The 22,939-nt window shown below is 73.9% G+C and carries 22 protein-coding genes and 1 pseudogene; 16 read left to right on the top strand and 7 right to left on the bottom strand.

Annotation, left to right across the window (positions count from 1 at the left end):
• Positions 1-16: 16 nt before the first annotated feature.
• Entirely contained in the window at positions 17-664 is a 648-nt protein-coding gene (locus OG989_RS24900) for a response regulator transcription factor (RefSeq protein WP_151455055.1), read from the bottom strand.
• Complete coding sequence (locus tag OG989_RS24895) at positions 628-2,553, bottom strand: sensor histidine kinase (protein WP_327028642.1); 1,926 nt, start codon at positions 2,551-2,553, stop codon at positions 628-630. Before OG989_RS24895 ends, OG989_RS24900 begins: the two co-directional genes overlap by 37 nt.
• Before the next feature lie 131 nt (positions 2,554-2,684).
• Between OG989_RS24895 and OG989_RS24890 the strand changes: the two are divergent.
• Both OG989_RS24890 and OG989_RS24885 read left to right on the top strand, forming a co-directional pair.
• A pseudogene (locus OG989_RS24890) lies at positions 2,685-3,386 on the top strand (ABC transporter ATP-binding protein); the annotation flags it as partial.
• 29 nt (positions 3,387-3,415) lie between these two features.
• Positions 3,416-4,159, top strand: a complete 744-nt coding sequence (locus OG989_RS24885) for an ABC transporter permease (RefSeq protein WP_151455052.1) — start codon at positions 3,416-3,418, stop codon at positions 4,157-4,159.
• Between the two features lie 90 nt (positions 4,160-4,249).
• Here OG989_RS24885 and OG989_RS24880 read toward each other — a convergent pair whose 3' ends face one another.
• On the bottom strand, positions 4,250-4,408 hold the full coding sequence (locus OG989_RS24880; RefSeq protein WP_327028641.1) for a hypothetical protein: 159 nt from the start codon (positions 4,406-4,408) through the stop codon (positions 4,250-4,252).
• 79 nt (positions 4,409-4,487) lie between these two features.
• On the opposite strand from OG989_RS24880, the gene OG989_RS24875 reads away from it, so the two are divergent.
• From OG989_RS24875 to OG989_RS24865, 3 genes are all read left to right on the top strand, one after another.
• The gene (locus tag OG989_RS24875) at positions 4,488-5,990 is read left to right on the top strand and encodes an MFS transporter (RefSeq protein WP_327028640.1); all 1,503 of its coding nucleotides are present in this window, start codon (positions 4,488-4,490) and stop codon (positions 5,988-5,990) included.
• A gap of 36 nt (positions 5,991-6,026) precedes the next feature.
• Positions 6,027-6,620 carry a TetR/AcrR family transcriptional regulator gene (locus OG989_RS24870; protein ID WP_327028639.1) on the top strand — a complete coding sequence of 198 codons (594 nt, stop codon included), beginning with the start codon at positions 6,027-6,029 and terminating at the stop codon, positions 6,618-6,620.
• 107 nt (positions 6,621-6,727) lie between these two features.
• A complete protein-coding gene (locus OG989_RS24865; RefSeq protein WP_327028638.1) occupies positions 6,728-7,465 on the top strand; it encodes a hypothetical protein in 738 nt (245 codons plus the stop codon).
• 28 nt (positions 7,466-7,493) lie between these two features.
• Here the strand turns inward: OG989_RS24865 and OG989_RS24860 are convergent, their stop codons facing one another.
• On the bottom strand, positions 7,494-8,171 hold the full coding sequence (locus tag OG989_RS24860) for an SGNH/GDSL hydrolase family protein (protein WP_151455049.1): 678 nt from the start codon (positions 8,169-8,171) through the stop codon (positions 7,494-7,496).
• 132 nt (positions 8,172-8,303) lie between these two features.
• Between OG989_RS24860 and OG989_RS24855 the strand changes: the two genes are divergently transcribed.
• Together OG989_RS24855 and OG989_RS24850 are read left to right on the top strand one after the other, a co-directional pair.
• Positions 8,304-8,795: a hypothetical protein gene (locus OG989_RS24855; RefSeq protein ID WP_327028637.1), complete on the top strand. Its 492-nt coding sequence runs from the start codon at positions 8,304-8,306 to the stop codon at positions 8,793-8,795.
• A 76-nt stretch (positions 8,796-8,871) separates the two neighbouring features.
• Positions 8,872-10,095, top strand: a complete 1,224-nt coding sequence (locus OG989_RS24850; RefSeq protein ID WP_327028636.1) for an MFS transporter — start codon at positions 8,872-8,874, stop codon at positions 10,093-10,095.
• Positions 10,096-10,168: 73 nt separating this feature from the next.
• On the opposite strand, the gene OG989_RS24845 is transcribed toward OG989_RS24850, so the two are convergent.
• On the bottom strand, positions 10,169-11,404 hold the full coding sequence (locus OG989_RS24845; protein ID WP_327028635.1) for an MFS transporter: 1,236 nt from the start codon (positions 11,402-11,404) through the stop codon (positions 10,169-10,171).
• Positions 11,401-12,996 carry an AMP-binding protein gene (locus tag OG989_RS24840; protein ID WP_327028634.1) on the bottom strand — a complete coding sequence of 532 codons (1,596 nt, stop codon included), beginning with the start codon at positions 12,994-12,996 and terminating at the stop codon, positions 11,401-11,403. Before OG989_RS24840 ends, OG989_RS24845 begins: the two co-directional genes overlap by 4 nt.
• A gap of 299 nt (positions 12,997-13,295) precedes the next feature.
• On the opposite strand from OG989_RS24840, the gene OG989_RS24835 reads away from it, so the two are divergent.
• The 6 genes from OG989_RS24835 to OG989_RS24810 all read left to right on the top strand — a co-directional run bounded on the left by OG989_RS24835 (position 13,296) and on the right by OG989_RS24810 (position 20,320).
• Positions 13,296-14,570 (top strand): SGNH/GDSL hydrolase family protein, encoded by a 1,275-nt coding sequence (locus tag OG989_RS24835; RefSeq protein ID WP_327031228.1) that lies wholly within the window; start codon positions 13,296-13,298, stop codon positions 14,568-14,570.
• Between the two features lie 61 nt (positions 14,571-14,631).
• Positions 14,632-15,630, top strand: coding sequence for an alpha/beta hydrolase (locus OG989_RS24830; RefSeq protein WP_327028633.1), 999 nt, complete (start codon positions 14,632-14,634; stop codon positions 15,628-15,630).
• Positions 15,630-16,754 carry an alpha-hydroxy acid oxidase gene (locus OG989_RS24825; protein WP_327028632.1) on the top strand — a complete coding sequence of 375 codons (1,125 nt, stop codon included), beginning with the start codon at positions 15,630-15,632 and terminating at the stop codon, positions 16,752-16,754. The genes OG989_RS24830 and OG989_RS24825 overlap by 1 nt, the downstream gene beginning before the upstream one ends.
• 72 nt (positions 16,755-16,826) lie before the next feature.
• The gene (locus tag OG989_RS24820; protein ID WP_442791964.1) at positions 16,827-18,107 is read left to right on the top strand and encodes an aminotransferase-like domain-containing protein; all 1,281 of its coding nucleotides are present in this window, start codon (positions 16,827-16,829) and stop codon (positions 18,105-18,107) included.
• Between the two features lie 67 nt (positions 18,108-18,174).
• Positions 18,175-18,435 (top strand): hypothetical protein, encoded by a 261-nt coding sequence (locus OG989_RS24815; RefSeq protein WP_132234668.1) that lies wholly within the window; start codon positions 18,175-18,177, stop codon positions 18,433-18,435.
• A gap of 193 nt (positions 18,436-18,628) precedes the next feature.
• Complete coding sequence (locus OG989_RS24810; protein WP_327028630.1) at positions 18,629-20,320, top strand: ribulokinase; 1,692 nt, start codon at positions 18,629-18,631, stop codon at positions 20,318-20,320.
• A 171-nt stretch (positions 20,321-20,491) separates the two neighbouring features.
• On the opposite strand, the gene OG989_RS24805 is transcribed toward OG989_RS24810, so the two are convergent.
• Entirely contained in the window at positions 20,492-21,136 is a 645-nt protein-coding gene (locus OG989_RS24805) for a TetR/AcrR family transcriptional regulator (RefSeq protein WP_225852043.1), read from the bottom strand.
• A gap of 55 nt (positions 21,137-21,191) precedes the next feature.
• Between OG989_RS24805 and OG989_RS24800 the strand changes: the two genes are divergently transcribed.
• From OG989_RS24800 to OG989_RS24790, 3 genes are all read left to right on the top strand, one after another.
• Complete coding sequence (locus OG989_RS24800) at positions 21,192-21,485, top strand: hypothetical protein (protein WP_327028629.1); 294 nt, start codon at positions 21,192-21,194, stop codon at positions 21,483-21,485.
• 119 nt (positions 21,486-21,604) lie between these two features.
• Positions 21,605-22,420: a class I SAM-dependent methyltransferase gene (locus OG989_RS24795; protein WP_327028628.1), complete on the top strand. Its 816-nt coding sequence runs from the start codon at positions 21,605-21,607 to the stop codon at positions 22,418-22,420.
• Entirely contained in the window at positions 22,417-22,818 is a 402-nt protein-coding gene (locus tag OG989_RS24790; protein WP_327028627.1) for a hypothetical protein, read from the top strand. Before OG989_RS24795 ends, OG989_RS24790 begins: the two co-directional genes overlap by 4 nt.
• Positions 22,819-22,939 lie beyond the last annotated feature (121 nt).

The raw sequence follows: 22,939 nt of genomic DNA, 5'->3' as shown, positions 1-22,939 counted from the left end.
CCGGGGAGCGCGGAGGTCAGGCGTCGTTGAGGTACGCGAGGACGGCGAGGACGCGGCGGTTGTCGTCGGACGACGGGGGGAGGCGCAGCTTGCCGAAGATGCTCGCGGTGTGCTTGCCCACGGCGCTCTCGCTGAGGAACAGCCGTTGCGAGATGGCGGCGTTGGAACGCCCCTGGGCCATGAGTTCGAGGACGTCCCGCTCGCGCGGCGTGAGGCGGGCCAGGGGCGAGGCGGTGCCGCTGGCCGCCAGCAGCTTGGCGATCACCTCGGGGTCCATCGCGGTGCCGCCCGCCGCGACGCGGCGCACGGCGTCGATGAACTGGTCGGCGTTCAGGACGCGGTCCTTGAGCAGGTAGCCGACCGCGCCGGCCCCGTCGGCCAGCAGCTCCCGGGCGTAGAGCTGCTCGACGTGCTGGGACAGCACCAGCACCGGCAGGCCGGGGACGTCCCGCCGGGCGGCCAGCGCCGCCTGGAGGCCCTCGTCGGTGAAGGTCGGCGGCAGCCGCACGTCGACGATGGCCACGTCGGGCCGGTGCCGGGCCAGGGCGGTGCGTAGGGACGGCCCGTCGCCGACGGCCTCGGCGATGGTGAAGCCGTGGCTCTCGAGGAGCAGGACCAGCCCGTCTCTCAGGATGTGGAGGTCTTCGGCGAGGACGACGCGCACGGGATCTCCATGGTGACGACGGTGGGTCCGCCGGGCGGACTGTGCAGGGTCAGGGTTCCGTCGAATGTAGCGAGCCGCCGTCGGACGCCGCGCAGCCCGGTCCCCGCGGCCGGGTCGGCCCCGCCGGGACCGTCGTCGGCCACCACCACCCGGAGCACCCCGTCGCGGTACGACAGCGAGACGGAGATGTGGGCCGCGCAGCGGGCCGCGTTGGTGAGGGCCTCGCAGGTGACGAAGTAGGCCGCCGACTCGACCGGCGCGTCGAGCCGGCCGGGCAGGTCGACGTCCACGTCCACCGGCAGCGGGGTGTCGAGCGCGATCGCCCGGATCGCGTCACCGAGTCCGCGTTCGGCCAGCACCGGCGGATGGATGCCGCGTACCAGGTCGCGCAGCTCTGCCAGCGCGGCGGCGGACGTCTCCTGCGCCTGCGCCAGCACCAGCCGCGCCCGCGCCGGGTCGGTCTCCATGAGCCGCGCGACGGCGGCCAGGCCGAGCCCGACGGCGATGAGCCGAGCCTGGGCGCCGTCGTGCAGGTCGCGTTCGATGCGGCGCAGCTCGGCCGCCTGCACGTCGACGGCGTCGGCCCGGGTGGTGGCGAGGTGCGCGACCCGCGAGGCGAGCACGGCGGCCGCCGTGGGGGTGAGCAGGAGCCGGTCCCACGCCAGTCGCAGCCTCATCAGCGGCCCGGCCAGGCCGAGCCCGAGCAACGCCATGGCCAGCCCGAGGGGCATGCTCGCCCAGTCCGGTAACCACGACCCGACGAGGCCGACGTGCTCGAAGCCGAACCACAGGTAGAACGGGGTGACCCAGTAGCCGGTGGACAGGCCGATCGGCACCGCCCAGCTCGCCCAGGTCAGCGGCTGGCAGAACAGGGCGTAGAACCCGAAGCCGACCAGGACCGCCGGAACGAACGAGAGCGGGGCCAGGACGAGCGAGCCCAGTGCCCACAGCTGGTCCCGCCAGGTGGCCGGGTCGCCGAGCAGCCACCCCGGCCGCTGACCCTGGACGGCCGCCACGACATCGGTGTAGAGGACCCGCCCGACCCGGTAGTTGCCGTCCTCGCCGGGGCTGGGCGGCGGCGGGTACGGCCGGTACGGCGCGGGTAGGTCGGCGCCCGTCCACCGGCGGACGTGGCGTCGGTAGAGCTCCACCACCGACCGTGTGGCCGGCAGGGTGTACGGCAGCAGCCCACCCCACGACACGGCGGCGGTGAGCAGGTTGAGCAGCAGGCCGCCGAACGCGGCGAGGGACAGCCCGGCCAGGCCGGCCGTCCGCCAGGTCGCGGCCGACGCCCGGGTGACCCAGCGTCCGACCGCCGTCCGCGGCGGCTCGCCGCTCCCCAGCAGCACGCCGGCCCACAGCCCGTACGCCCGCAGCGCGCCCGGCGCGAGCAGGAACGCGGCCACGACGGCCACGGCGGCCACCGGCACCGACCACGCGGGCGGCCAGGGGGGCGACGCGAGCAGGAACCCGCCGGCCGCGATCAGCGCGGGTGGCACCAGGATCGGGACCGCGCCGGTGACCGGGGTGAGCATCAGCCACGCCCATTCCCGGCCGAGCGTCGGGTCCTTCGCGTGGTGGTCCAGCGTGAGCAGGAACGCCGGCACCCGGGGCGACCTGAACACCGTGTCCCCGTGGACGTACCAGCCGTCCGCGCGCCGGTGCGGTGCGGGTGGTGGCGACCGTACGGGCTCGGGGAGGTCCGCTCCGGCCCAGGCGCGGGCGAGCCGGCGGGCCAGCGCGGTCAGCCGGAACTGGCCGGAGAGGACGAGCGGGTAGGGGATCACCAGGGTGGCGGCGACCACGAGGAGGTACCCGTAGGCGAACCCGGCCGCGACCAGGACGACCAGGGCGACGCAGCGCGGTACGGCGAGCACGAAGCGGGTCACGGGTCGAGTCTTCGCCGCACCGACCGCCACCGCATCGGGGCAGGCTACCGACCAGGGGTGGGGCTGGGTACACCCCCATCGGGCGGCTGGACCCATTATCCGCGGCCGAGGAGATTCCTAGCGTTGCCGGCATGTCAGTCATCGAGGTGCGCAACCTCCGCAAGCAGTACGGCGACCAGGTGGCCGTCGCCGACGTGTCGTTGAGCGTGGAGGAGGGTGAGATCTTCGGGCTGGTCGGCCCGAACGGCGCCGGTAAGACCACCACCGTGGAGTGCGTCGAGGGGCTCCGGACCCCGGATTCGGGGACGGTACGGGTGCTGGGGCTGGACCCGTACCGGGACCGCGCGGCGGTGCGGCGGAAGCTGGGCATCCAACTCCAGGAGAGCCAGCTGCCGGACCGGATCAAGGTGTGGGAGGCGCTCGACCTCTACAGCTCGTTCTATCCGCACCCGGCCGACTGGCGGGAGCTGATGGACGAGCTGGGCCTGGCCGCCAAACGGAACACGGTGTTCGCGAAGCTCTCCGGCGGCCAGAAGCAGCGGCTGTCGATCGCGCTCGCCCTGGTCGGCAACCCGTCGGTGGCGATCCTGGACGAGCTGACCACGGGCCTGGACCCGCAGGCGCGGCGGGACACGTGGGAGCTGGTCCGGCAGGTCCGGGACCGTGGCGTCACGGTCGTGCTGGTGACCCACTTCATGGACGAGGCGGAGCGCCTCTGTGACCGGTTGGCGGTGGTCGTGGCCGGCCGGGTCGTCGCCGTCGACACTCCCCGCAACCTGATCGCGGGTGCCCAGGTGCCCGGCGTCGAACGGCCCACCCTCGAGGACGCGATCCTCTCCCTCACCTCTGCCAGGAGCCTCTGATGACCGCCCTTGCCAAGATCGTCCGCGTCGAGGCGAAGCTGTTCCTCCGGGATCCGGTCGGTACGTTCTTCGCCATCGCGTTCCCGGCCCTGCTGATCCTGGTGCTCGGCCTGGCCATGCCGGGGACCCGCGACCCGTCGGAGGAACTGGGCGGCCGGCGTCCCGTGGAGATCTACCTGCCGATCACCATGACGTTGGCCATCGCGACGGTGACGATGGTGACGCTGGTGGCCGTGGTGGCCAGCTACCGCGAGCGGGGCGTCCTGCGCCGGCTGTCGACCACCCCGGTCTCGCCGATGGCGTTGCTCGTCGCGCAGGTGGCCGTGAACGTCGCCGCACTGCTCGTCGCCTGCGGCCTGGCCTGGCTGGTGGCGGCGACCGTCTTCGACGTCTCCCCGCCCGGCAACGTGGTCGGCTTCGTGCTGGCGTTCACGCTCGGGTCGAGCGCGATGTGCGCCGTCGCGCTGCTCGTGGCGGCGGTCACGCCGAGCGCCCGGGCCTCGTCGGGGGTCGGCCAGCTGATCTACTTCCCGATGATGTTCTTCGCCGGGGTGTGGACGCCGGGGCCGCTGATGCCCGACCTGGTGCGGAAGATCGCCGACTTCACCCCGCTGGGCGCCGCGTCCCAGGCCGTGCAGGACGCCTGGGCGGGCTCCTGGCCCACGCTGCTGCACCTGGCCGTGATGGCGGCGTTCACCGTGGTGCTTGGCGGGTTCGCGGCCCGCTACTTCCGCTGGGAGTGATCCGCCGTCGCGAGCGGCACCGCCCGTCGACGACGTCGACGCAACGGGGGACGGCGTCGTCGGACGGTCCCGGTCGGCGCGGTCACCGGGTCAGGCCCGCCAGGGCGGCCAGGTGCGCCACGCCGGCCGGCGCCGGGCCGCCGCGCGCCACCTCGGAGTCACCGCCACGGCCCGGTCGGCGGCCAGCCGCGCCACGTCGGACTCGGCGAGTCTCACCAGCACCGACGCGGTGATCCGGTACGCCTGCACCAGCCGGGCGGTTCGTCGTTCCGGTCTCCTCCCTGGTAAAACTGTACCGGCGGGACGGTTTAGTTCTAGGGAGATGCGGATGAGTGCGGCGTTGAGCCCCACGCGTCGCTGGGCGTCGCTGGCCGTGCTGGTTGGCGCCGTGTCGTTGCTGGCGATCGATGCCACGGTGCTCTACCTGGCGGTGCCGTCGCTGACCGCGGAGTTGTCGCCGACGGCGACGCAGGTGCTGTGGATCGGGGACATCTACTCCCTGGCCCTGGCCGGTCTGCTGGTGACGATGGGGAACCTGGCCGACCGGATCGGGCGGAAGCGGTTGTTGCTCGTCGGTGCGGCCGCTTTCGGACTCGCCTCGGCGCTGGCGGCGTTCGCTCCCTCGGCGGAGGCGTTGATCGCGGCTCGTCTGCTGTTGGGCGTGGCGGGTGCGACGATCATGCCCTCGACGCTGTCGTTGATCCGGAACATCTTCACCGATCAGATCGAGCGGACGCGGGCGATCGCGATCTGGTCGGCCGCGGCGGCGAGTGGCATCGCGCTCGGCCCGCTGGTGGGCGGGGCGCTGCTGGAGCACTTCTGGTGGGGCTCGGTGTTCCTGATCAACCTCCCGGTGATGCTGCTCGTGCTGATCGTCGGCGGATGGCTCCTGCCCGAGTCCCGCAACCCTGCCCCCGGCCGGTTCGACCTGATCTCCAGCGGGTTGTCGATGCTGACGATCATCCCGTTCGTGTACACGGTCAAGAAGCTCACCGGAGGCACGTTCGGCGTCACCGCCGCCGTCGCGATCGTGGCGAGCGTGGTCGGCGGGGTGCTGTTTCTGCGCCGTCAGCGGCGGGTCGACTCGCCGATGATCGAGGTGGACCTGTTCCGCAATCCGGCGTTCAGCGGGGCGGTGCTGGTGAACTTCATCTCCGTGTTCGCCCTCAGCGGCGTCCTGTTCTTCTTCTCCCAGTACCTCCAACTCGCCCGCGAACTCAGTCCCCTGCGGGCGGGACTGGCGCAACTGCCCGCGGCGGTAGCGGCGATGGCTGCGGTCGCGGCCGTCGGGTTCCTTCTCACCAGGCTCGGGCGGGGACGAGCCATCGCCGTCGCCCTGCTGACCGGGGCTGTCGGACTGGCGATCCTGGCCGCGCTGGAAGGCAGTGAGCAACTGGGCTGGGTGCTGCTCGCCGTGGTCCCGCTGGGCCTGGGGATCGGCGTGGCCGAGACCCTCAGCGTCGACGCCGTGGTGTCCGCGGTCCGCCCGGCCAAGGCCGGCGCGGCGGCGTCGGTCGCGGAGACCGCCTACGAGCTCGGCGTCGCCCTCGGCATCGCCATCCTGGGCTCCGTCATCACCGTGCTCTACCGCTTCCACCTCACCCTCCCCGCAGGTGTCGCCGACGGGGTTGCGATCCGGGCCGAGGACTCGTTGGCGGCGGCCGACACGGTCCTGGAGCCCGGCAGCGCGGCGCTGGAGGCCGCGCAGGAGGCGTTCGTGTCCGCCATGCAGGCAACTACCCTGATCGCGAGCGCGGTCATGGTGATCGCCGCGATCGTGGCCTTCACGCTCATCCCGAACGACAGGGACGCTGCGCCAGCGGAGCACTGACACCCCGGGTTCGTACCGGGGAGGAAGGACGTCATCGTGGCACGGACCGCTGGGCGTAGCGCAGCCGAGACAAGACGGCTCATCCTGGACGCTGCCGCGCGTCTCATCAGCAGGCATGGCACCGCGGTGCCCGTCTCGGACATCGCCGAGGCAGCCGGCGTGTCCAAGGGCGGTCTGCTCTACCACTTCCCGAACAAGGAAGAACTCCTCAGCGGTCTGGCCAACCATCTGATGGGCCAGTTCCGACACGACGTCGAACAGGCCGCGACCGAGGAGGAGGAAGGAATGCCGGGCAGGCTCACGAGGGCGTACATCCGCGTGAGCTTCGCCCACGCCGGCGACCTCACCGGGCTACGTGACCACATCGCCCTCGCCGCGCATCTCATGTTCGAACCCGGCCTGGATGCGCTCGCACAGCAGGACGCGCAACAGTGGCGGGAGGCTCTCCTCGACGACGGCCTCGAACCCACGATCGTCCGCATGGTCATCGCCGCCGCCGACGGCAGCAACAGCGCACCCCTGTGGGGCGCCATCCTCGACGACGCCGACCGCGACCACCTGGAAGCGGACCTGATCGCCCTCACCTACCGCGACTACGTCCAGGTCGGCTCGCGGAAGACCGACATCTGATGGCCCGCCGACGGTTCCGCGTCGATGCCGGCAGCGTCGGGCTGCCGATCGCCGCGCCGACTTATTGACGTGGTGCGACCGGAGACCGTCCTGGTAGGAAGGCGTCCATGCGTACCGTCGTGGAGCCGCTGCGGGCACGGCCGCGCCCGGGTGACCAGATGGACCGGCTGTTCGCGGGCGGCTGGCCGGCGTTCATCACGGCCGACCGGCAGGTCGGCCGGTACCTCGGCCGGGTGCGGGAGGTGTTCGCCGACCTGGAACTCGTGCTGCTCGACGGCGACGGCGACCTCGTCGCCGCAGGGTGGGCGGTGCCGCTCCGCTGGGACGGCGACCCGGCGCACCTGCCCGAGGGCTACACCGACTCCCTGCGCCGCGCGGTCACCGGCCACGACCGCGACGAGGCCCCCGACACCCTCGTGGTGATGGCCGCCCAGGTGCGTTCCGACCTGCGTGGCCAGGGCCTGGCCGGCGACCTGCTCACGGCGCTGCGGTCGGTGGCCGAGCAGCGCGGTTGGTCGCGGGTGATCGCCCCGGTGCGGCCCACCCTCAAGGCGCGTTACCCGCTGACCCCGATCGAGCGGTTCGCCACCTGGACCCGGGAGGACGGCTCCCCGCTCGATCCCTGGCTGCGCACCCACTGGCGGCTCGGGGCCGGGCTGATCGCCATGGCGCCCCGGTCGCAGACGATGACCGGCACCGTCGCCGAGTGGCAGCAGTGGACCGGCCTGGTCTTCCCCGACAGCGGGGACTACGTCATCCCCGACGGTCTCAGCCTGCTGCGCGTGGACCTCGACCGCGACCAGGGCACCTACATCGAGCCGAACGTGTGGGTCCAGCACCGCTGAGCCGCGTCACCGGCTGGTCGACGCCGGGTCAGGGCGCGAGGTGGGCGCCGAGGCGGCGGACGGTCTCGGCGGCGGCGACCGCGTCGCTGCGGGCGCTGCCGTGCCGGCCGTCGCTGCTGTACATCGTCGGGTCGGCGGTGAGCGGGTGGTCGGTGAGCCGCACGTGCAGGGTGCCGTGCCGTTCCGCGAGGGCCCCGGTGTGCGCCGAGAGCCGCCGCATCCGCTCGCCGAGGCCGGCGCGGTGCCGCTCGGGCACGGCGGGGCTGAGCGAGACGTCGAACATCCCGACGGTGATCACGTCCGCCCCGGCGGCCTGTAGCGCCTCGATCATGGCGGTCAGTTCGGCGTCGACCGCGTCGGCGTCGTACCCCCGCGTGAAGGCGTCGTTGCCGCCGCAGACCACCAGCGCCAGGTCGGGGCGGAACGCCAGCGCCGGGGCGAGCTGGGCGGCGCGCACCTCGTGCGCCCGCAACCCCCGCAGGCCCAGATTGAGGTACGCCAGCTCCGGCCGGACGGCGCGCAGCTCGGCGGCGATCCGGTCCGCCCACTGCACGTCGGGATAGCCGTCGACGGGCTCGCAGAGCCCCTCGGCCACGCTGTCGCCCAGCACCGCGAAGCGCCGCCACGGGTGGTCGCGCAGCAGCGCCGCGCTCTCCCCGTCGCGCAGGCACCACGGATCCGTCGCCTCGGCCAACGTCGATGGCATGCCGGCACGCTAGCCGACGTCCGGGAGCCGGAGAAGGGCCGGGCGGACTGATGCGACGCTACAGTCGGTCGGCTTCCGGTGCCCGGCTGCCACGGACGACGCGCGGTCCGCGTGTCAATGTAGCGTTGACATGTGACCCCCGAGCTGAGCGAGCTGTCCACCGTCACGGCCGACCGCGCGCGGCTGGACGAGCGGGAGCTGGAGCTGATCGACCGCGCGCGTCACCTGGGTGCGACGTGGGCTCAGATCGCCGCCGCGCTCGGCTTGGGCAGTCGGCAGGCCGCGGAGCAGCGCCGGCAGCGCCTGGTGGCCGCGCGGCGGTCGCGGCGGCAGGAACGGGATCTCGGATACTCGGCCCGGATCGCGGCGATCCGGGGCGCGGTCTTCGACCTCCAGCGCTGGATCGACGCGGACCGGCGGTGGGATGCGCGGTTCCGGCGCGCGGCTCTCGTGAGGAGGACCGCCGAGGCGGCCCTGGACGCCGGTCCGGGCTCGCTGTACGCGCTGGCGTCGCTCCTCGCGGCCGACCTGGCCGACCTGCCCGACATGGAAGGTGGACGGTTGCCGGCACCGGTGCGGGCCGCCGCGTCGACTCTGGACGACCTGCTGTCAACGACATATTGACGAGTTGCGGCAGTATTGCCTGGGTCTCACTCAAGGTTGAGGATTTGAGCCGACATGACTCAACCTTGGAGGACCCGTGCGCCGCAACGCCACGCTGTTCATCGCGATCTCGCTGCTGTCGGGCTTCGGCAGCAGCGCCATGTCACTGGTCGCCGGGATCTGGATCCTGGACCTCACAGGCTCCGTCAGTCTCGCGGCCCTCGCCGGCCTCTGCGTGTACGCCCCGGTCCTCGGCGGCCCCTGGCTGGGAGCTCTGCTCGACCGGGCGCCGAGGCGACCGCTGGTCATGGCCGTCAACCTCGCGTTGTCCGCCGTACTGCTCAGTCTCCTCGCGGTACGAGGGCCGGACCAGACGTGGCTCATCTTCCTGGTGTCCTGCGCCTACGGCCTCAGCTATGTGCTGATCGACGCGGGCGAGTCGGCGCTGCTGCCCTCCGCGCTGTCGCCCACGGAACTCGGAAACGTCAACGGCTGGCGTTCGAGCGCCCAGGAGGGCATGAAGCTCGTGGCGCCCCTGGTCGGCGCGGGCCTCTACGCGTGGCGCGGGGGCCACGCCGTCGTCCTGCTCAGCGCGGCGGCGCCGGTCCTGGTCGCCGTCCTGTACGCGGCCGTACGGCTGAAGCGGCTGCCACCCGTCCGGCCGGCCGACCGGCCTCGCGGCGTACGCGCGGGACTCGCCGTCCTCTTCGCGCATCGGGCGCTGCGTGTCACCGTCGTGCTCGCCGCCGTGTCGATCGCCATGTCCGGCTTCACCACCGCTGCCAACTACGCGATCGTCACCACCGGGTTGGGCCTACCGACGACGTTCCTCGGCGTGCTGCTCAGCGCGCAGGGGGCCGGGTCCGTCGTCGGCGGCCTCGTCGTCGGCCGGCTCCTCGCGCGGTCGAGCCCGGTCACCGTGGGCGTGGCCGGCACGACGCTCTTCGCCGTGAGTTGCCTGGTGCGCTGCCTGCCCTGGTGGCCCGGCACGGTTACCGCCTCCGTCGTCGCCGGCATCGGCCTGCCCTGGGCCCTCGTCGCCGCGGTGACCGCGGTGCAGACGCACACGCCGACAGCGATGCTCGGCCGGGTGTCCGGCACTGCCAACACCGCGATGTTCGGCCCCGTCGCGCTGGCGATCCCGCTCGGCTCCGCCATCGTCCACTTCGGCGAACGCCTCACGCTCGTCGCAGCCGCCGCGATCTGCCTGGCTTGCGTAGCCGGCGCGGGCCACCGGCACCGGACGTGGCGACAGGCCGAGCGGGCCTCGGCGGTGCCTCCCCGGCGGAGTGACCGCCTCCACGCCGGCGCCCCCTGGTAGGCCGGGTGCTCGCCCGTCTCCGGCAGACCCACGCGTTCCGGCGTACGTCCTCCCAGGTGGCCGTGGCCCGACCCTACGCCCGGCCCACGACACCCGGCGCCCGCTCGGCCGGCGCCGCCGTCGACCGTGGCCGCAGGCCGGGCACCAGCGGCAGCAGGGTGACCACGAGGGAGAACGCCGCCATGACCAGCAGGGCGGGGGCGAGGCCGAGCGCGGTGGCCGACCAGCCGCCCAGCAGCGCGCCCAGCGGCAGGCCCGCGAACGCCAGCGACCCGGCCAGCCCGATCACCCGGGTCTGCAAGGCGGCCGGCACCCGCTCGTAGATCGCCACCCCGAGCAGCGGGTTCACCGCCGCGATGCCGATGCCGGAGGCGAACGTCACCGCCAGCACCACCGCCAGCTCCTCGCTCAGCGCCAGGACCAGCAGGCGCGGGGCGCCGCCGAGCGCCGCGCCGACCACGAAGGTCAGGTACCGGGGCAGCCGGGGAGCGTACGCCGTGAACAGCAGGTTGCCCAGCAGCGCGCCGGCCGAGAACGCCCCGAGCAGCAGGCCCAGCCCGGCGGGGCCGCGCAGCACGTCGGCCACCCAGAGCGGGATGTAGACCGCGATGCTCGCGTTGACCGCCATGTTCAGCGCCGAGATCACCAGCAGCATGGTCAGCAGCATCCGGTCGCGGCCCAGGTGGCGGAACCCGCCCGCGAGCGCGCGCAGGTAGCCCTCCGGCGCCGCCGGTCCCGTCGCAGCGGCCGGCGGCCGGACCAGCAGGCCGACCAGCAGGGCGCAGGCGGCGAAGCTGGCGGCGTCGATGAGCAGCGCCTGCGTCACCCCGAACCACCAGACGAGCAGGCCGCCAAGCCCCGCGCCGAGCAGGGTGACCAGCCGGCCCAGCCCGTCGTAGACGGAGGTCAGCCGGATCAGCCGCACCCCGGCGGCCTCGGCGACCGGGCGGAACATCGCCTGCTTGACCCGGTCGCCGACGCCGCGCAGCGCGCCCACCAGGGCGACCAGCGCGAGCAGCGCGCCGAAGCCGAGCCGCGGGGTGAGGGCCACCGCCACCATCAGCCCCGCGCTGCCGGCGTCGGCCAGGATGGCGGTCCGGCGCAGGCCGATCCGGTCCGCCCAGGGCGTGCCGAGGGCGCTGGAGAGCAGGTAGGGCAGCGTCTCGGCGGCGGCCACCGCGCCCATCTTCGCCGGGCTGCCGGTGGTCTCCAGCACCAGCCAGGGCAGGGCCACCACCGATATCCGGCTGCCCAGGTTGGAGATCAGGTCGGCGGCGACCAGGACGGTCAGTTCCCGCCGGGGGGTCACGCCAGGCTGCCGATCGACGCCTCCGGGTGCTCGACCGACGACGGGTGGCCCGCGGCGTACCGGGTCCGCAGCGCGCGCTTGTCCACCTTGGCCGAGCGGTTGAGCGGCAGCCGGTCGACGAACTCCACCCCGCCCGGCGCCCAGGTGTCGCTGAGTTCGGCGGTCACCAGGTCGATCAGCTCCCCGGCGGTCACCGTCGCGCCGGGCGCCGGCACCACGTAGGCATACGGCAGTTCGCCGGCCGCCTCGTCCGGTACGCCGATCACCGCCGCCGCCCGCACCTGCGGGTGTCCCGCCAGGACGTCCTCGATCGGGCGGCAGTGGATCGGCCAGCTGCGCCGCCGGGTGAGGATCCGGTCCTGCAACCGGTCGACGAGGTAGAGGTAGCCGTCGGCGTCGAGGTGCCCGACGTCGCGGGTGCGGACCCAGCCGTCGACAAGCGTCTCGGCGGTCAGTTCGGGCTGGCCGTGGTAGCCGGCGAAGCGCAGGCCGGTGTGCACCCACACCTCGCCGTTCTCACCGGGCGGCAGCACCGTGCCGTCCTCGGCGCGGATATCGACGCGCACGTCGCCGTAGGGGCGCCCGCAGGAGCGCAGCCGCTGCGGGCGCGCCGGGTCGTCGGTCAGCCCCGGCAGGGCGGTGACGACGACGGCCTCGCTGAGGCCGTACACGATCCGCAGCACCGGGCCGAAGCGCGCGATCGCCTGGCGCAGCCGGGCGGGCGCGGCGGGCCCGGCGCCCACGTTGAACATGGACATGGCGGAGAAGTCCGCGCCGTCGAGGGCCGGGTGGTCGAGCACCTCGTAGAGCATCGGCGGCGTGACGAAGGTCGAGTTGATCCGCTCCCGGTCGACGGTCCCGATGAACCGCGCCGGGTCCCAGCCGTCGCGCGGGAACAGCACCCCGCCGGTGAAGAGGTTGAACAGCGTGGTGATCTGGCCGCTGGCGAGCCACATCGGCGAGTGCGACAGGTGTCGCAGCGGCCGGTGCCCGGCGGCGCGGAAGTCGGCGGCCAGGGCGAGGATCTGCGCGTAGAAGCTCTCCCGGTGGTGCACCAGCTTCGGCGTGCCGGTGGTGCCGCTGGTCTGCAGGAACGACTCCGGCGCCGGCACGTCGGCCGGCAGCTCGACCGCCCCGGCGCGCTCCGCCGCGGCGAGGAGGTCCGGGCCCGCGCCGCCCGGGCCGAGGCAGAGCACGGGTACGCCGGACAGCCCGGCGGCCAGCTCCGGGCCCTGCCCGGCCGGGTCCCGGGCGTCGAAGACGAACGCGTCGGGACGGGCCAGCCGGACGAACTCGTCGACCTCCCGGCGGGACGTCACCGGGGCGACCCACATCGTCCGGCAGCCCAGCAGGTGCAGGGCGAGCTGCACCAGCGGCCCCTCCACGGGGTTGCCGAGCGCGAGCAGCACCGCCTGCCCCGGCCGTACGCCGTGCCCGAGCAGCGTCGCGGCCAGCCCACGCACCTGCGCGGCGACCTCGGCGTAGCTGAGCCGGTGTCCGTTTCCGATCAGCGCCTCCCGGTCGCCGAAGCCCGCGAAGAGCTCCAGCGCCCGGTGCACGTAGCCGGCCCGTCGTTCCGCTCGGTCGGTCATCCGACAGCCCCCTCGCCGCAGAAGTGTGGCCGTGTGCCGGGCGGCCCGGCACGGCGCGGCGGCCGGGCGGGCGCACCGCCGCCGTCCGTGAGCGTAGGTACCACCGACTGTCACCGGACAGAGCCTGAACGGCGCTCCGGGCGGACCGGAGGACATTTGATCGCGTCGATCAGGTTGATTGACGGTCGTGAAACGGGACGGCTAGGTTTCTGGACCATCGTCCAGGCGGTGCCGTCAGCGGACGGCCCTGGGCTGCCAACGATGGAGGTTCAATGTCGACTCCGAAGAGATGGCATGTCATCACGGCCGCGGCCACCCTGCTCGTCGCCGGCGCCCCGGCGATGGTGGCCAGCGCCGGTCCGGCGGACACCGGGGCGTCCCACCGGCGCACGGTCTGGGCGGGCAGCTGGGCCGCTGCGGTCACCAGGGGAAACGCGACCGGCCTGACCAACACGGGCCTCAACGACCAGAGCGTACGGATGGTCGTGCACGCCACCGTCGGCGGAGAGCGGTTCCGGGTCCGGCTCAGCAACTCCTACGGCGAGCAGGCCGTCCGGGTCGGCCGCGCCACCGTCGCGAAGCCGAACACCGCGACCCCCGACGACCTGTCCGACATAGATCCCTCGACCTTGCGGACGCTGACCTTCGGCGGCGCCACCTCGGCCACCATGAACCGGGGCGCCGAGCTGGTCAGCGACCCCGTCGCGCTGCCCGTCGGCGACCAGCAGGACCTCGTGCTGACGGTGCACTTCCCGACCCCCACCGGGCCGGTGACCTTCCACGGCCAGTCCCGGCAGACCAACTTCATCGGCGCCAGCGATCTGACCTCCGCCGCCGGCGGGGCCGGGTTCACGATCCGACCGAACTGCTGCTGGTTCTTCCTGTCGGGCATCGACGTGCAGCGCCGGCACAGCCCCGGCTCGGTGGTGGTCTTCGGCGACTCCATCGCCGACGGCAACGGCAGCACCGTCAACGCCAACAAGCGCTGGCCCGACCTGCTCGCCGACCGGCTCATCGACGCCCGCCCGGACGTACGCACCCCGGGGGTGCTCAACCTCAGCCTCGCCGGCAACCGGCTCAACCACGAGGGCCCCGAGCCCGGGGCGGGCGGCTTCCCCGGCTACCACGAACTCGGCCCCAACGCCCTGGCCCGGCTCGACGAGGACGTCTTCGCACAGACCGACGCCCGGACCGTGATCACCCACCTGGGCATCAACGACGTCTGGATGTCGGGCGACTCCGCCGAGCAGATCATCGCCTCGCTGCGGCAGGTCAACCAGCAGGTGAAGGCGCGCGGCCTACGCAGCCTCGTCGCCACGCTCACCCCGTACGAGGGGCACGGCAACCCGGGGGTGTGGACGCCGGAGAAGGAGGCCACCCGGCAGGCGGTGAACGCGTGGCTGCGCGGCAGCAGCGAGTTCGACGGGCTGCTCGACTTCGACCGGGTGCTGCGCGATCCGGCGCAGCCGGGCCGGCTGCTGCCCGCGTACGACTCGGGCGACCACATCCACCCGAACGACGCCGGCAACCAGGCGCTGGCGAACGCCGTACCGCTGCGACTGCTCGGCCTGTGACACCGGCGCGGGCGGCGGGCGACCCCCGCCGCCCGCGCCGCCTTACCCGAGGAGGGCCCGCGTGAGCGTCCATCCGCAGGTGGCGGCGTACCGGGCCGCCCGCGCGGCGGCCGGCACCCCGCCGCTGTACACCCAGACCCTGGCCGAGGCCCGCGCCGCCGACCTCGCCGCGATCCGCGCGGGCGGCGGCGCGGTCGAGCCGGTGCACGAGGTACGCGACACGCACGTGCCCGGCCCGGCCGGCGACCTGCCGGTGCGCATCCACCGGCCGGCGGGGGAGGGGCCGCTGCCCACCCTGGTCTACTTCTTCGGCGGCGGCTGGACGCTGGGCAGCGTCGACACCGCCGACGGCATCTGTCGGCGCCTCGCCAACGCGGTGCCCTGCCAGGTGGTCACCGTCGGCTACCGGCTGGCCCCGGAGCATCCCTTCCCCGCCGCCGTGCACGACTGCCACGCGGCCACCGCGTGGCTCGCCACGCACCCGGAGGAGTTCGGCGTCGACCCGGAGCGCGTGGCGGTCGGCGGGGACAGCGCCGGCGGCAACCTCGCCGCCGCCGTCACCCTGCTGGCCCGGGAGCGCGGCGGGCCCCGCCTCGCCGCGCAACTGCTGGTGTACCCGAACACCGACCAGAGCGCCGTACCCGACGGCGACGGCGAGGACCCGCTGCTGTTCAACCGCCGCTCGGTCGCCTGGTACCGGGGCCACTACCTCACCGACCCGGCCGACGCGCGGCACCCGCTGGCGTCGCCCCTGCTCGCCGCGGACCTGACCGGTCTGCCGCCGGCGCTGGTGATCACCGCCGAGCACGACCCGCTGCGCGCCGAGGGGGAGCGGTACGCGCACCGGCTGCGCGAGGCCGGCGTGCCCACCACCCTCACCCGGTACGCCGGCATGATCCACGGCTTCTTCGCGATGCCCGGAGCGTTCGACGACGGCAGCCGCGCCCAGGACCAGGCCGCCGCGTTCCTGCGCGGCCGGCTCGGCAAGCCGGGCGGTGGAACGGCCGGCAGCGCGGCGACCGTCAGTGGGGGCGGCGCCGGTGGGAAGGGAGAGCGGTGATGGTGGAGGGCGTACTGCCGAAGTCGGACCTGCCGGTGGCGCAGCCGTCGCCGGCCAGCCTGGCCGACTTCGCGGGGCCGGCCCGGGCGGTGCTGCCGCCCGACGTGTGGGACTACGTCGACGGCGGCAGCGGCGCCGAGACGACGCTCGCCGCGAACCGCCGCGCGCTGGACCGGGTGGCCGTGCTGCCCCGGGTGCTGCGCGGGGTGCACACCCCCCGCACCGGGGCGCGGCTGCTCGGCGCGTCGTACGCCATGCCGGTGGCCGTGGCGCCCATGGCGTACCAGCGGCTCGTGCACCCCGACGGGGAGCTGGCGCTGGCCGCCGCCGCCCGCGCGGCCGACGTGCCGTACGTGGCCAGCACCCTGAGCAGCGTGCCGATCGAGCAGATCGCGGAGACCGGTGCGACGGTCTGGTTCCAGCTCTACTGGCTGCGTGACCGGGGCCTGGTCGCCGACCTGCTGGAGCGGGCGCACGCGGCGGGCTGCACGGCGCTGACGGTCACCGTGGACGTGCCGATCCTCGGCCCGCGGCGGCGCGACGTGCGCAACGCGTTCGCCATCCCGCCGCAGGTCGTGGCGGCCAACCTGCCGGCCGGCCGGGACGACCTCGCGCACACCGCCGCCCCGGGGGTCTCGGCCATCGCCGCGCACACCGGCGAGGTCTTCGCGCCCGCGCTGACCTGGGCCGACCTGGAGTGGCTGCGCGGCCGTACGGCCCTGCCGCTGGTGGTGAAGGGCGTGCTGGACCCGCGCGACGCGGAGCTGGCGGTGGCCGCCGGCGCGGACGCCGTGGTGGTCTCCAACCACGGCGGCCGGCAGCTCGACGGGGCGCCGGCCACCGCGACCGTGCTGCCGGAGGTGGTGGCGGCGGTGGCGGACCGGTGCGAGGTGCTGCTGGACAGCGGCGTACGCGACGGCGTCGACGTGCTGCGCGCCCTCGCCCTCGGCGCGCGGGGGGTGCTGGTCGGCCGGCCGATGCTGTGGGCGCTCGCCGCCGGCGGCGAGGCCGGGGCGCGTACGGCGCTGGCGCTGCTGGCCGGCGAGTTCCGCGACGCCCTCGCGCTGGCCGGCTGCGCCGACCCGGAGGCGGCCCGCGAGCTGCGCGTGATCAGGGAGGGCTGACCGGTGACGGAGACGGTGGACCTGCGCGTGGCCGACCTGCACCCGGCGGTCGACGACCCGGCGCTGAACTCGATGAACTTCCTCAACGAGGTGGCCCAGCACTACCCCGACGCGGTGTCGCTCGCGGCCGGCCGGCCGTACGAGGAGTTCTTCGACGTCGCGGCGCTGCACCGGCACCTGGAGACGTTCCGCCGGCACCTGGCCGACGACCTGGGGCAGAGCCCCGCGCAGGTGCACCGGACGCTGTTGCAGTACGGCCGCACCAAGGGCATCGTGCACCACCTCGTCGCCCGCAACCTCGCCGTCGACGAGCAGGTGACGGTCGACCCGGAGGCGATCGTGGTGACCGTCGGCTGCCAGGAGGCGATGTTCCTGGTGCTGCGGGCGCTGCGGGCCGACCCGCGCGACGTGCTGCTCGCCGTCGCCCCGACGTACGTGGGGCTGACCGGCGCCGCCCGGCTGCTGGACCTGCCGGTGCGGCCGGTGCGGGGCGGCCCCGCCGGGATCGACCTGGCCGACCTGCGCGAGCAGGTGCGCCTCGCCCGGGCGGCGGGGCTGCGCCCGCGCGCCTGCTACGTGATGCCGGACTTCGCCAACCCGTCCGGGACCAGCATCGGCCTGGCCGACCGGCGGCGGCTGCTCGACCTGGCCGCCGAGGAGGACCTGCTGCTGCTGGAGGACAACCCGTACGGTCTCTTCCCCGCCGCGGAGTCGGGTCGGCCGCCGACGCAGTCCGGTCGGCCGCCGACGCTGAAGGCGCTGGACACCGCGCGGCGGGTGGTCTACCTGGGCTCGTTCGCCAAGACGGTGCTGCCCGGCGCGCGTGTGGGCTACGTGGTCGCCGACCAGCGCGTCGCCGGCGCCGACGGCACGGTGGGGCTGCTCGCCGACCAGCTCGCCAAGATCAAGAGCATGGTCACGGTGAACACCTCGCCGATCGCCCAGGCGGTCGTCGGCGGGGCGCTGCTGGAGCACGGGTGCAGCCTCGTGGCGGCCACCGTCCGGGAGCGGGCCGCGTACGGACGCAACCTGCGCCACCTGGTGGACGGCCTGGCCCGGCGCTTCCCGGCGGGCACCTCGCCGGTGCGGTGGAACGTCCCGGCCGGCGGGTTCTTCGTCGTGGTCACCGTGCCGTTCGGGGTCGACGACGCGCTGCTGCACCGTTCCGCCCGCGAGTACGGCCTGCTCTGGACGCCGATGGCGCACTTCTACGACGACGGCGCCCCGGTCGACGCGCTGCGGCTGTCGGTCAGCGCCGTGACCCCGGAGCAGATCGACCTCGGGCTGGACCGGCTGGCCGCGCTGGTCGCCGACGAGACGGCCCGCCGGGCGGCGAACGCCGAGGTGGGATGACACACCGCGTTCACCGCATGGCAAAGCGCGACTGCCCGTGTTCCGCCGTCCTGGGTGGACACTCATAATGGACGCCATGGTCGCCTGGGAGTACGCGTTGCTGGTCCGCCGTTATCAGGGGCAGGGCCGCGCCTTTCACGTCAGCTTCACCTGGTACGGCCCGGACGGGTCGCGCCGGGACATCACCGCGTACGGCGACACGGCGATCGCGCACCTCAACCGGGCCGGCCGGGAGGGCTGGGAACTGGTCTCCGCCGCCGAGGACGTGAACAACGTCCAGGGCAGCACCGAGGTGCACCGCTACCACCTGAAGCGGCCGGTGGCCTGACGACCCGATCCGCCCCTCCCTCCCCGCCGCCCCGGCTCCGTTACCTCCGTCCGTTCACCCCTCCGCTCCCCGGGCGGGCCGCCGGCTGTCGGTCACGTGCCGCGGGCGCGGCGGTGTTGCTACCGTTTCCTCCCGCCGCCGCCGACCGGTCGCCCGCCCGGGTGCCGGCGCGGCGCGGCGGGAGGGAGCAGCCGTGGCGGCAGGAGAAGGCGCGGCGCGGCCGGGGGCCGGGCCGGCCCGATTCGTCGTCGGCGTCGACTTCGGCACCCTCTCCGGCCGGGCGGTCGTGGTCGACGTCGCCGACGGCGCCGTGCGGGGCGAGGCCGTCCACCCGTACCGGCACGGGGTGATCAGCGAGCGGTTGCCCGACGGCACGCCGCTGCCACCGGACTGGGCGTTGCAGCACCCCGACGACCACCGCGAGGTGCTGCGCGTCGCGGTGCCCGCCGCGCTGCGCGCCGCCGGGATCCGGCCCGGGGACGTGTGCGGCGTCGGCGTCGACGCCACCTCCTGCACGATGCTGCCCGCCCTCGCCGACGGCACCCCGCTCTGCGAGTTGCCCGACCTGGGCGGCCGGCCGCACGCGTACCCGAAGCTGTGGAAGCACCACGCGGCCCAGCGGCAGGCCGCCCGGATCAACGACGTCGCCGCCGCGCGCGGCGAGCGCTGGCTGCCCCGCTACGGCGGCCGGGTCTCCGCCGAGTGGCAGCTCGCCAAGGCGCTGGAGGTGCTGGAGGAGGACCCGACGGTCTTCGACCGGGCGGAGCGCTTCATCGAGACCACGGACTGGCTGGTCTGGCAGCTCTGCGGCCGGGAGACCCGCAACGTCTCCGCCGCCGGCTACAAGGGGCTGCGGCAGGACGGGCGGTACCCGTCGGCGGGGTTCCTGCGCGCCCTGCACCCCCGCCTCGACGGCCTGCTGCCGCGCGTCGACGGTCCGCTCGTGCCCGTGGGCGCCCGGGCCGGCGGGCTCACCGCCGCGGCCGCCGCGTGGACCGGGCTGCCGGTCGGGACCGCCGTCGCGGCGGGCGCCATCGACGCGCACGTCACCGCCGCGGCGGCCCGCGCCGTCGAGCCCGGCCGGATGCTTGCGGTGCTCGGCACCTCCACCTGCCTGATCATGAACGCGGCGGCGTACCGCGAGGTGCCCGGCGTCTGCGGCGTGGTCGACGGGGGCGTCACCACCGGGGCCTGGGGCTACGAGGCGGGACAGAGCGGGGTCGGCGACATCTTCGCCTGGTACGCCCGCACCGCCCTGCCGGCCGGCTACGCCGACGAGGCGCGGCGCCGTGGGCTCAGCCCGTACGAACTGCTGGACGCCCTGGCCGCCGACCAGCCGGTGGGCGGGCACGGGCTGCTGGCCCTGGACTGGCACAGCGGCAACCGCTCGGTGCTGATGGACCACGAGCTGAGCGGCGTGCTGGTCGGACTGACCCTCGCCACCCGCCCCGAGGAGATCTGGCGGGCGCTGCTGGAGGCCACCGCCTTCGGCGCCCGGACCGTCGTCGACGCGTTCACCGCCGCCGGGGTGGCCGTCGACGAGCTGACCGTGGCCGGCGGGCTGACCGCCAACCGGTTGCTGCTGCGGATCTACGCCGACGTACTCGGCCGGCCGCTGCACGTGCTGGACTCCGCCCACCCGGCGGCGCTGGGCGCGGCCATCCACGCGGCGGTCGCCGCCGGGGCGTACCCGGACGTGCCGGCCGCCTCGGCGGCGATGGGCGCCGGCCGGCGCGAGACCTGGCACCCCGACCCGGCCCGGGCGGCGGCCTACGACGACCTGTACGCCGAGTACCGCGCCCTGCACGACCACTTCGGCCGGGGCGGCACCGACGTCCTGCACCGCCTCCGCACCCTCCGCCACCGTGCGAGGACAGGACCTTGATCTCGGCGACACCGTGACGCGTCAGCCGTGGGACCACGGCTCGAGCGGATTGCGTCGTGCTGCTGTTCGACCATGCCCGTCCTGGCTGCGAGGACGCCATGGGGGCGCTTCCTTCTCCTGGTTGGATCGAAGAGGTCGAGGTTCGAGTCCCCGAGTGGCTGAGCCTGTCCGCTATTCGGCACCGGCGATGGTGGCGCCGCTGACGGTGTCCACATACCACCGCTGGTACTGCTCCAGCGGCCATCCGCGTTGCCGGACGAGCCAGTCGAAGTTGCGGACGTCCTGGGCCAGCCAGAGGATGTCGGCCACCTGTTCGACGTCCAGGTCAGGGCGGAGGGCTCCCGTGCCGACGAGTTCCGCGGCGAACATGGCCATGCCGCGGCGGCGCTCCTCGATGTTCTTGCGCCAGATCGCGGCGGCGTCCGGATCGGCTGTGGCCGCTGCGGCCAACGCGAGCATCACCTGGGCCTGCCGGGCGTTCACCTCGACCAGATGGCGGGCGTAGCGGGCGAGCTTGGCGCGGGGGTCGGCGAGCGCGCGGATCTCGGCGACGAAGGGCCGGTCCGGCAGGGCCACCGGTTCGTCGTCACCGGCCAGGGTGACGTCAACCAGATGGGAGAGCAGTTGCCGCTTGCTGCCGAACACCGCGTAGAGCGTCTGGACCGCGACGCCGGCTTCCGCGGCGACGACGGTCAGCGGCGTGGCCGCGTAGCCGGGGTCGACGAACAACCGACCAGCCGCTTCGAGGATCGCCCGCCGGGTCTGTCGGGATTGCTCCTGCCGCCGGGAAGAGTCATAGCGTCTCTTGACAACCACTGGTCAAGTGTAGTGCTCTATTGGATAGATTCTGACTCTATCGAAAGGAGAGGCCATGCCGTTCGGTGTGTTGCAGGAGATGCCCGGCGTCAGCGAGGCGGAGTACCAGCAGGTGGAGCGACACCTCGGACCGGACCGGCCGCCGGGACTCGTCGCCCATGTCGCCGGTCCGACCGAGGGTGGCTGGCGGATCATCAACATCTGGCAGGACGAAGCCGCGTTCCGTCGGTTCCAGTCCGAACGGCTGGTCCGGGCCGCAGGCTTGGCGGCGCAGGAGGACGGCTTCGACCCGACGAAGGCGACCAGCTTCCGATCGCTGAGCGTCGACGGTGCCGAGATGCCGTTCTGATGGCCGACGCCGCCACCTTGCGGTCCCACAACACCGCTTTCTGGACGGGAGCGGCGGCTGGCTGGATTCGGCACGCCGATCGGCAGGACGAGATCGGCCGGCCGCTGGGAGCGCCAGCCATGGAGCGAATGGCCGCGCGGCCCGCCGAACACATCCTTGATGTGGGCTGCGGCTGCGGTGGCACCACGGCCGAACTCGCCGCGGCGGTCGGCGAGACCGGCGCGGCGGTTGGTATCGACATCGCCGAGGCGATGGTGACCGCCGCCCGGCAACGGTTCCCCGCGGACCGGTACCCGGGTATCCGGTTCCACGCGGCAGACATCGAGACCCTCGATGTCGTGCCGGGGGCACCGTTCGACGCGGCGTACTCGCGAATGGCCCTGATGCTGTTGGCGGATCCGGTCGCCGGCTGCACCACGATCCGGCGGTCCCTGCGCCCGGGAGGGCGCCTCGCCGCGACCGTCTTCCGCGACGGCAGCGTCAACCCGTGGATGTCCGCGGCGTTGCTCGGCGCAGCACCGCACCTCGGGCCGTTACCACCGCTGCCGGTGGGTGACGAGCCCGGTCCGTTCTCCTTCGCCGACCCGGCGCGGCTCGTCCGCGTCCTCACCGTCGCCGGTTTGACCGCCGTCACGATCACGCCGTGTGACGTCGTCATGAATGCTCCGGACGACGCCGATGCGGTGGCCGAGTGGCTGATCGAGGTCGGCCCCGCCGGTGCCGCGTACCGGGCGGCTCCGCTGGCTGGGCAGGTTTCGGCCCGGGCGGGGGCGGCCCGGCTGCTCGACCGGTTTCGTGAACCTGGCGTCGGCTACCGACTACCCGCCGGCCTCTGGCTCGTCACCGCGATCGCCGCCAAGGCTGACAAGCCGTCCGCCCCGGCCCCGCCGCCGGTCGCCCACCACCGACAACCATGTCAGGACGAGAACCGATGAGATCGATCCGAATGCTCGCGCCGACCCTCTGTCTCGTGTTCGCCCTGACGGCTTGTGCCGACGGCGGCGCGCCCGAGCCCTCCGGGGCCACGGCGGGCACCCCCGCAGCAGCCGACGCCGCGTCCAGCGCGATCGGATCCGCTCCGGCCGGTGGCGCGACGCCGTTGTCGGCGAAGGAGGTGTGTGCCTACCTGGACGGCCAGTTGCCGACGCTGCGGGGGATCGGCTCCGAGACGGGCACGATGGCCAACCTCACCGTGAACCTCTACTCCTGGTACGAGAAGCAGGGCGCCGTGCCGACCGGCCGTCAGATCGACGACCAGACCCGGCAGGAATGCCCGGCGACCCGGACCGAGGTGCTCGAACTCGCCGGCATGGAGAGCTTCGAGCGGCTGTAGCCGCCGACGACCGCCGCGCAGGCCAGGTGTCCTGGACGAACTACCGCCACGACGACGTGGTGCATCCCGGCGACATCACCGATGCGACGAACGGTGCGACCGAGTTCATCGACGTACCCCT

Source organism: Micromonospora sp. NBC_01740, from assembly GCF_035920365.1.
In the GTDB taxonomy this organism is placed as follows: Bacteria; Actinomycetota; Actinomycetes; order Mycobacteriales; family Micromonosporaceae; genus Micromonospora; species Micromonospora reichwaldensis.
Note: the sequence above shows the minus strand (reverse complement) of the source record. Positions and strands in the feature narration are given on the sequence as shown.

Coding starts and splice junctions, on each gene's coding strand:
- OG989_RS24885 (WP_151455052.1), top strand. CDS start 3,416: ATGACCGCCCTTGCCAAGATCGTCCGCGTCGAGGCGAAGCTGTTCCTC.
- OG989_RS24875 (WP_327028640.1), top strand. CDS start 4,488: ATGAGTGCGGCGTTGAGCCCCACGCGTCGCTGGGCGTCGCTGGCCGTG.
- OG989_RS24865 (WP_327028638.1), top strand. CDS start 6,728: ATGCGTACCGTCGTGGAGCCGCTGCGGGCACGGCCGCGCCCGGGTGAC.
- OG989_RS24860 (WP_151455049.1), bottom strand. CDS start 8,171: ATGCCATCGACGTTGGCCGAGGCGACGGATCCGTGGTGCCTGCGCGAC.
- OG989_RS24840 (WP_327028634.1), bottom strand. CDS start 12,996: ATGACCGACCGAGCGGAACGACGGGCCGGCTACGTGCACCGGGCGCTG.
- OG989_RS24825 (WP_327028632.1), top strand. CDS start 15,630: ATGGTGGAGGGCGTACTGCCGAAGTCGGACCTGCCGGTGGCGCAGCCG.
- OG989_RS24820 (WP_442791964.1), top strand. CDS start 16,827: ATGAACTTCCTCAACGAGGTGGCCCAGCACTACCCCGACGCGGTGTCG.
- OG989_RS24815 (WP_132234668.1), top strand. CDS start 18,175: ATGGACGCCATGGTCGCCTGGGAGTACGCGTTGCTGGTCCGCCGTTAT.
- OG989_RS24800 (WP_327028629.1), top strand. CDS start 21,192: ATGCCGTTCGGTGTGTTGCAGGAGATGCCCGGCGTCAGCGAGGCGGAG.
- OG989_RS24795 (WP_327028628.1), top strand. CDS start 21,605: ATGGAGCGAATGGCCGCGCGGCCCGCCGAACACATCCTTGATGTGGGC.
- OG989_RS24790 (WP_327028627.1), top strand. CDS start 22,417: ATGAGATCGATCCGAATGCTCGCGCCGACCCTCTGTCTCGTGTTCGCC.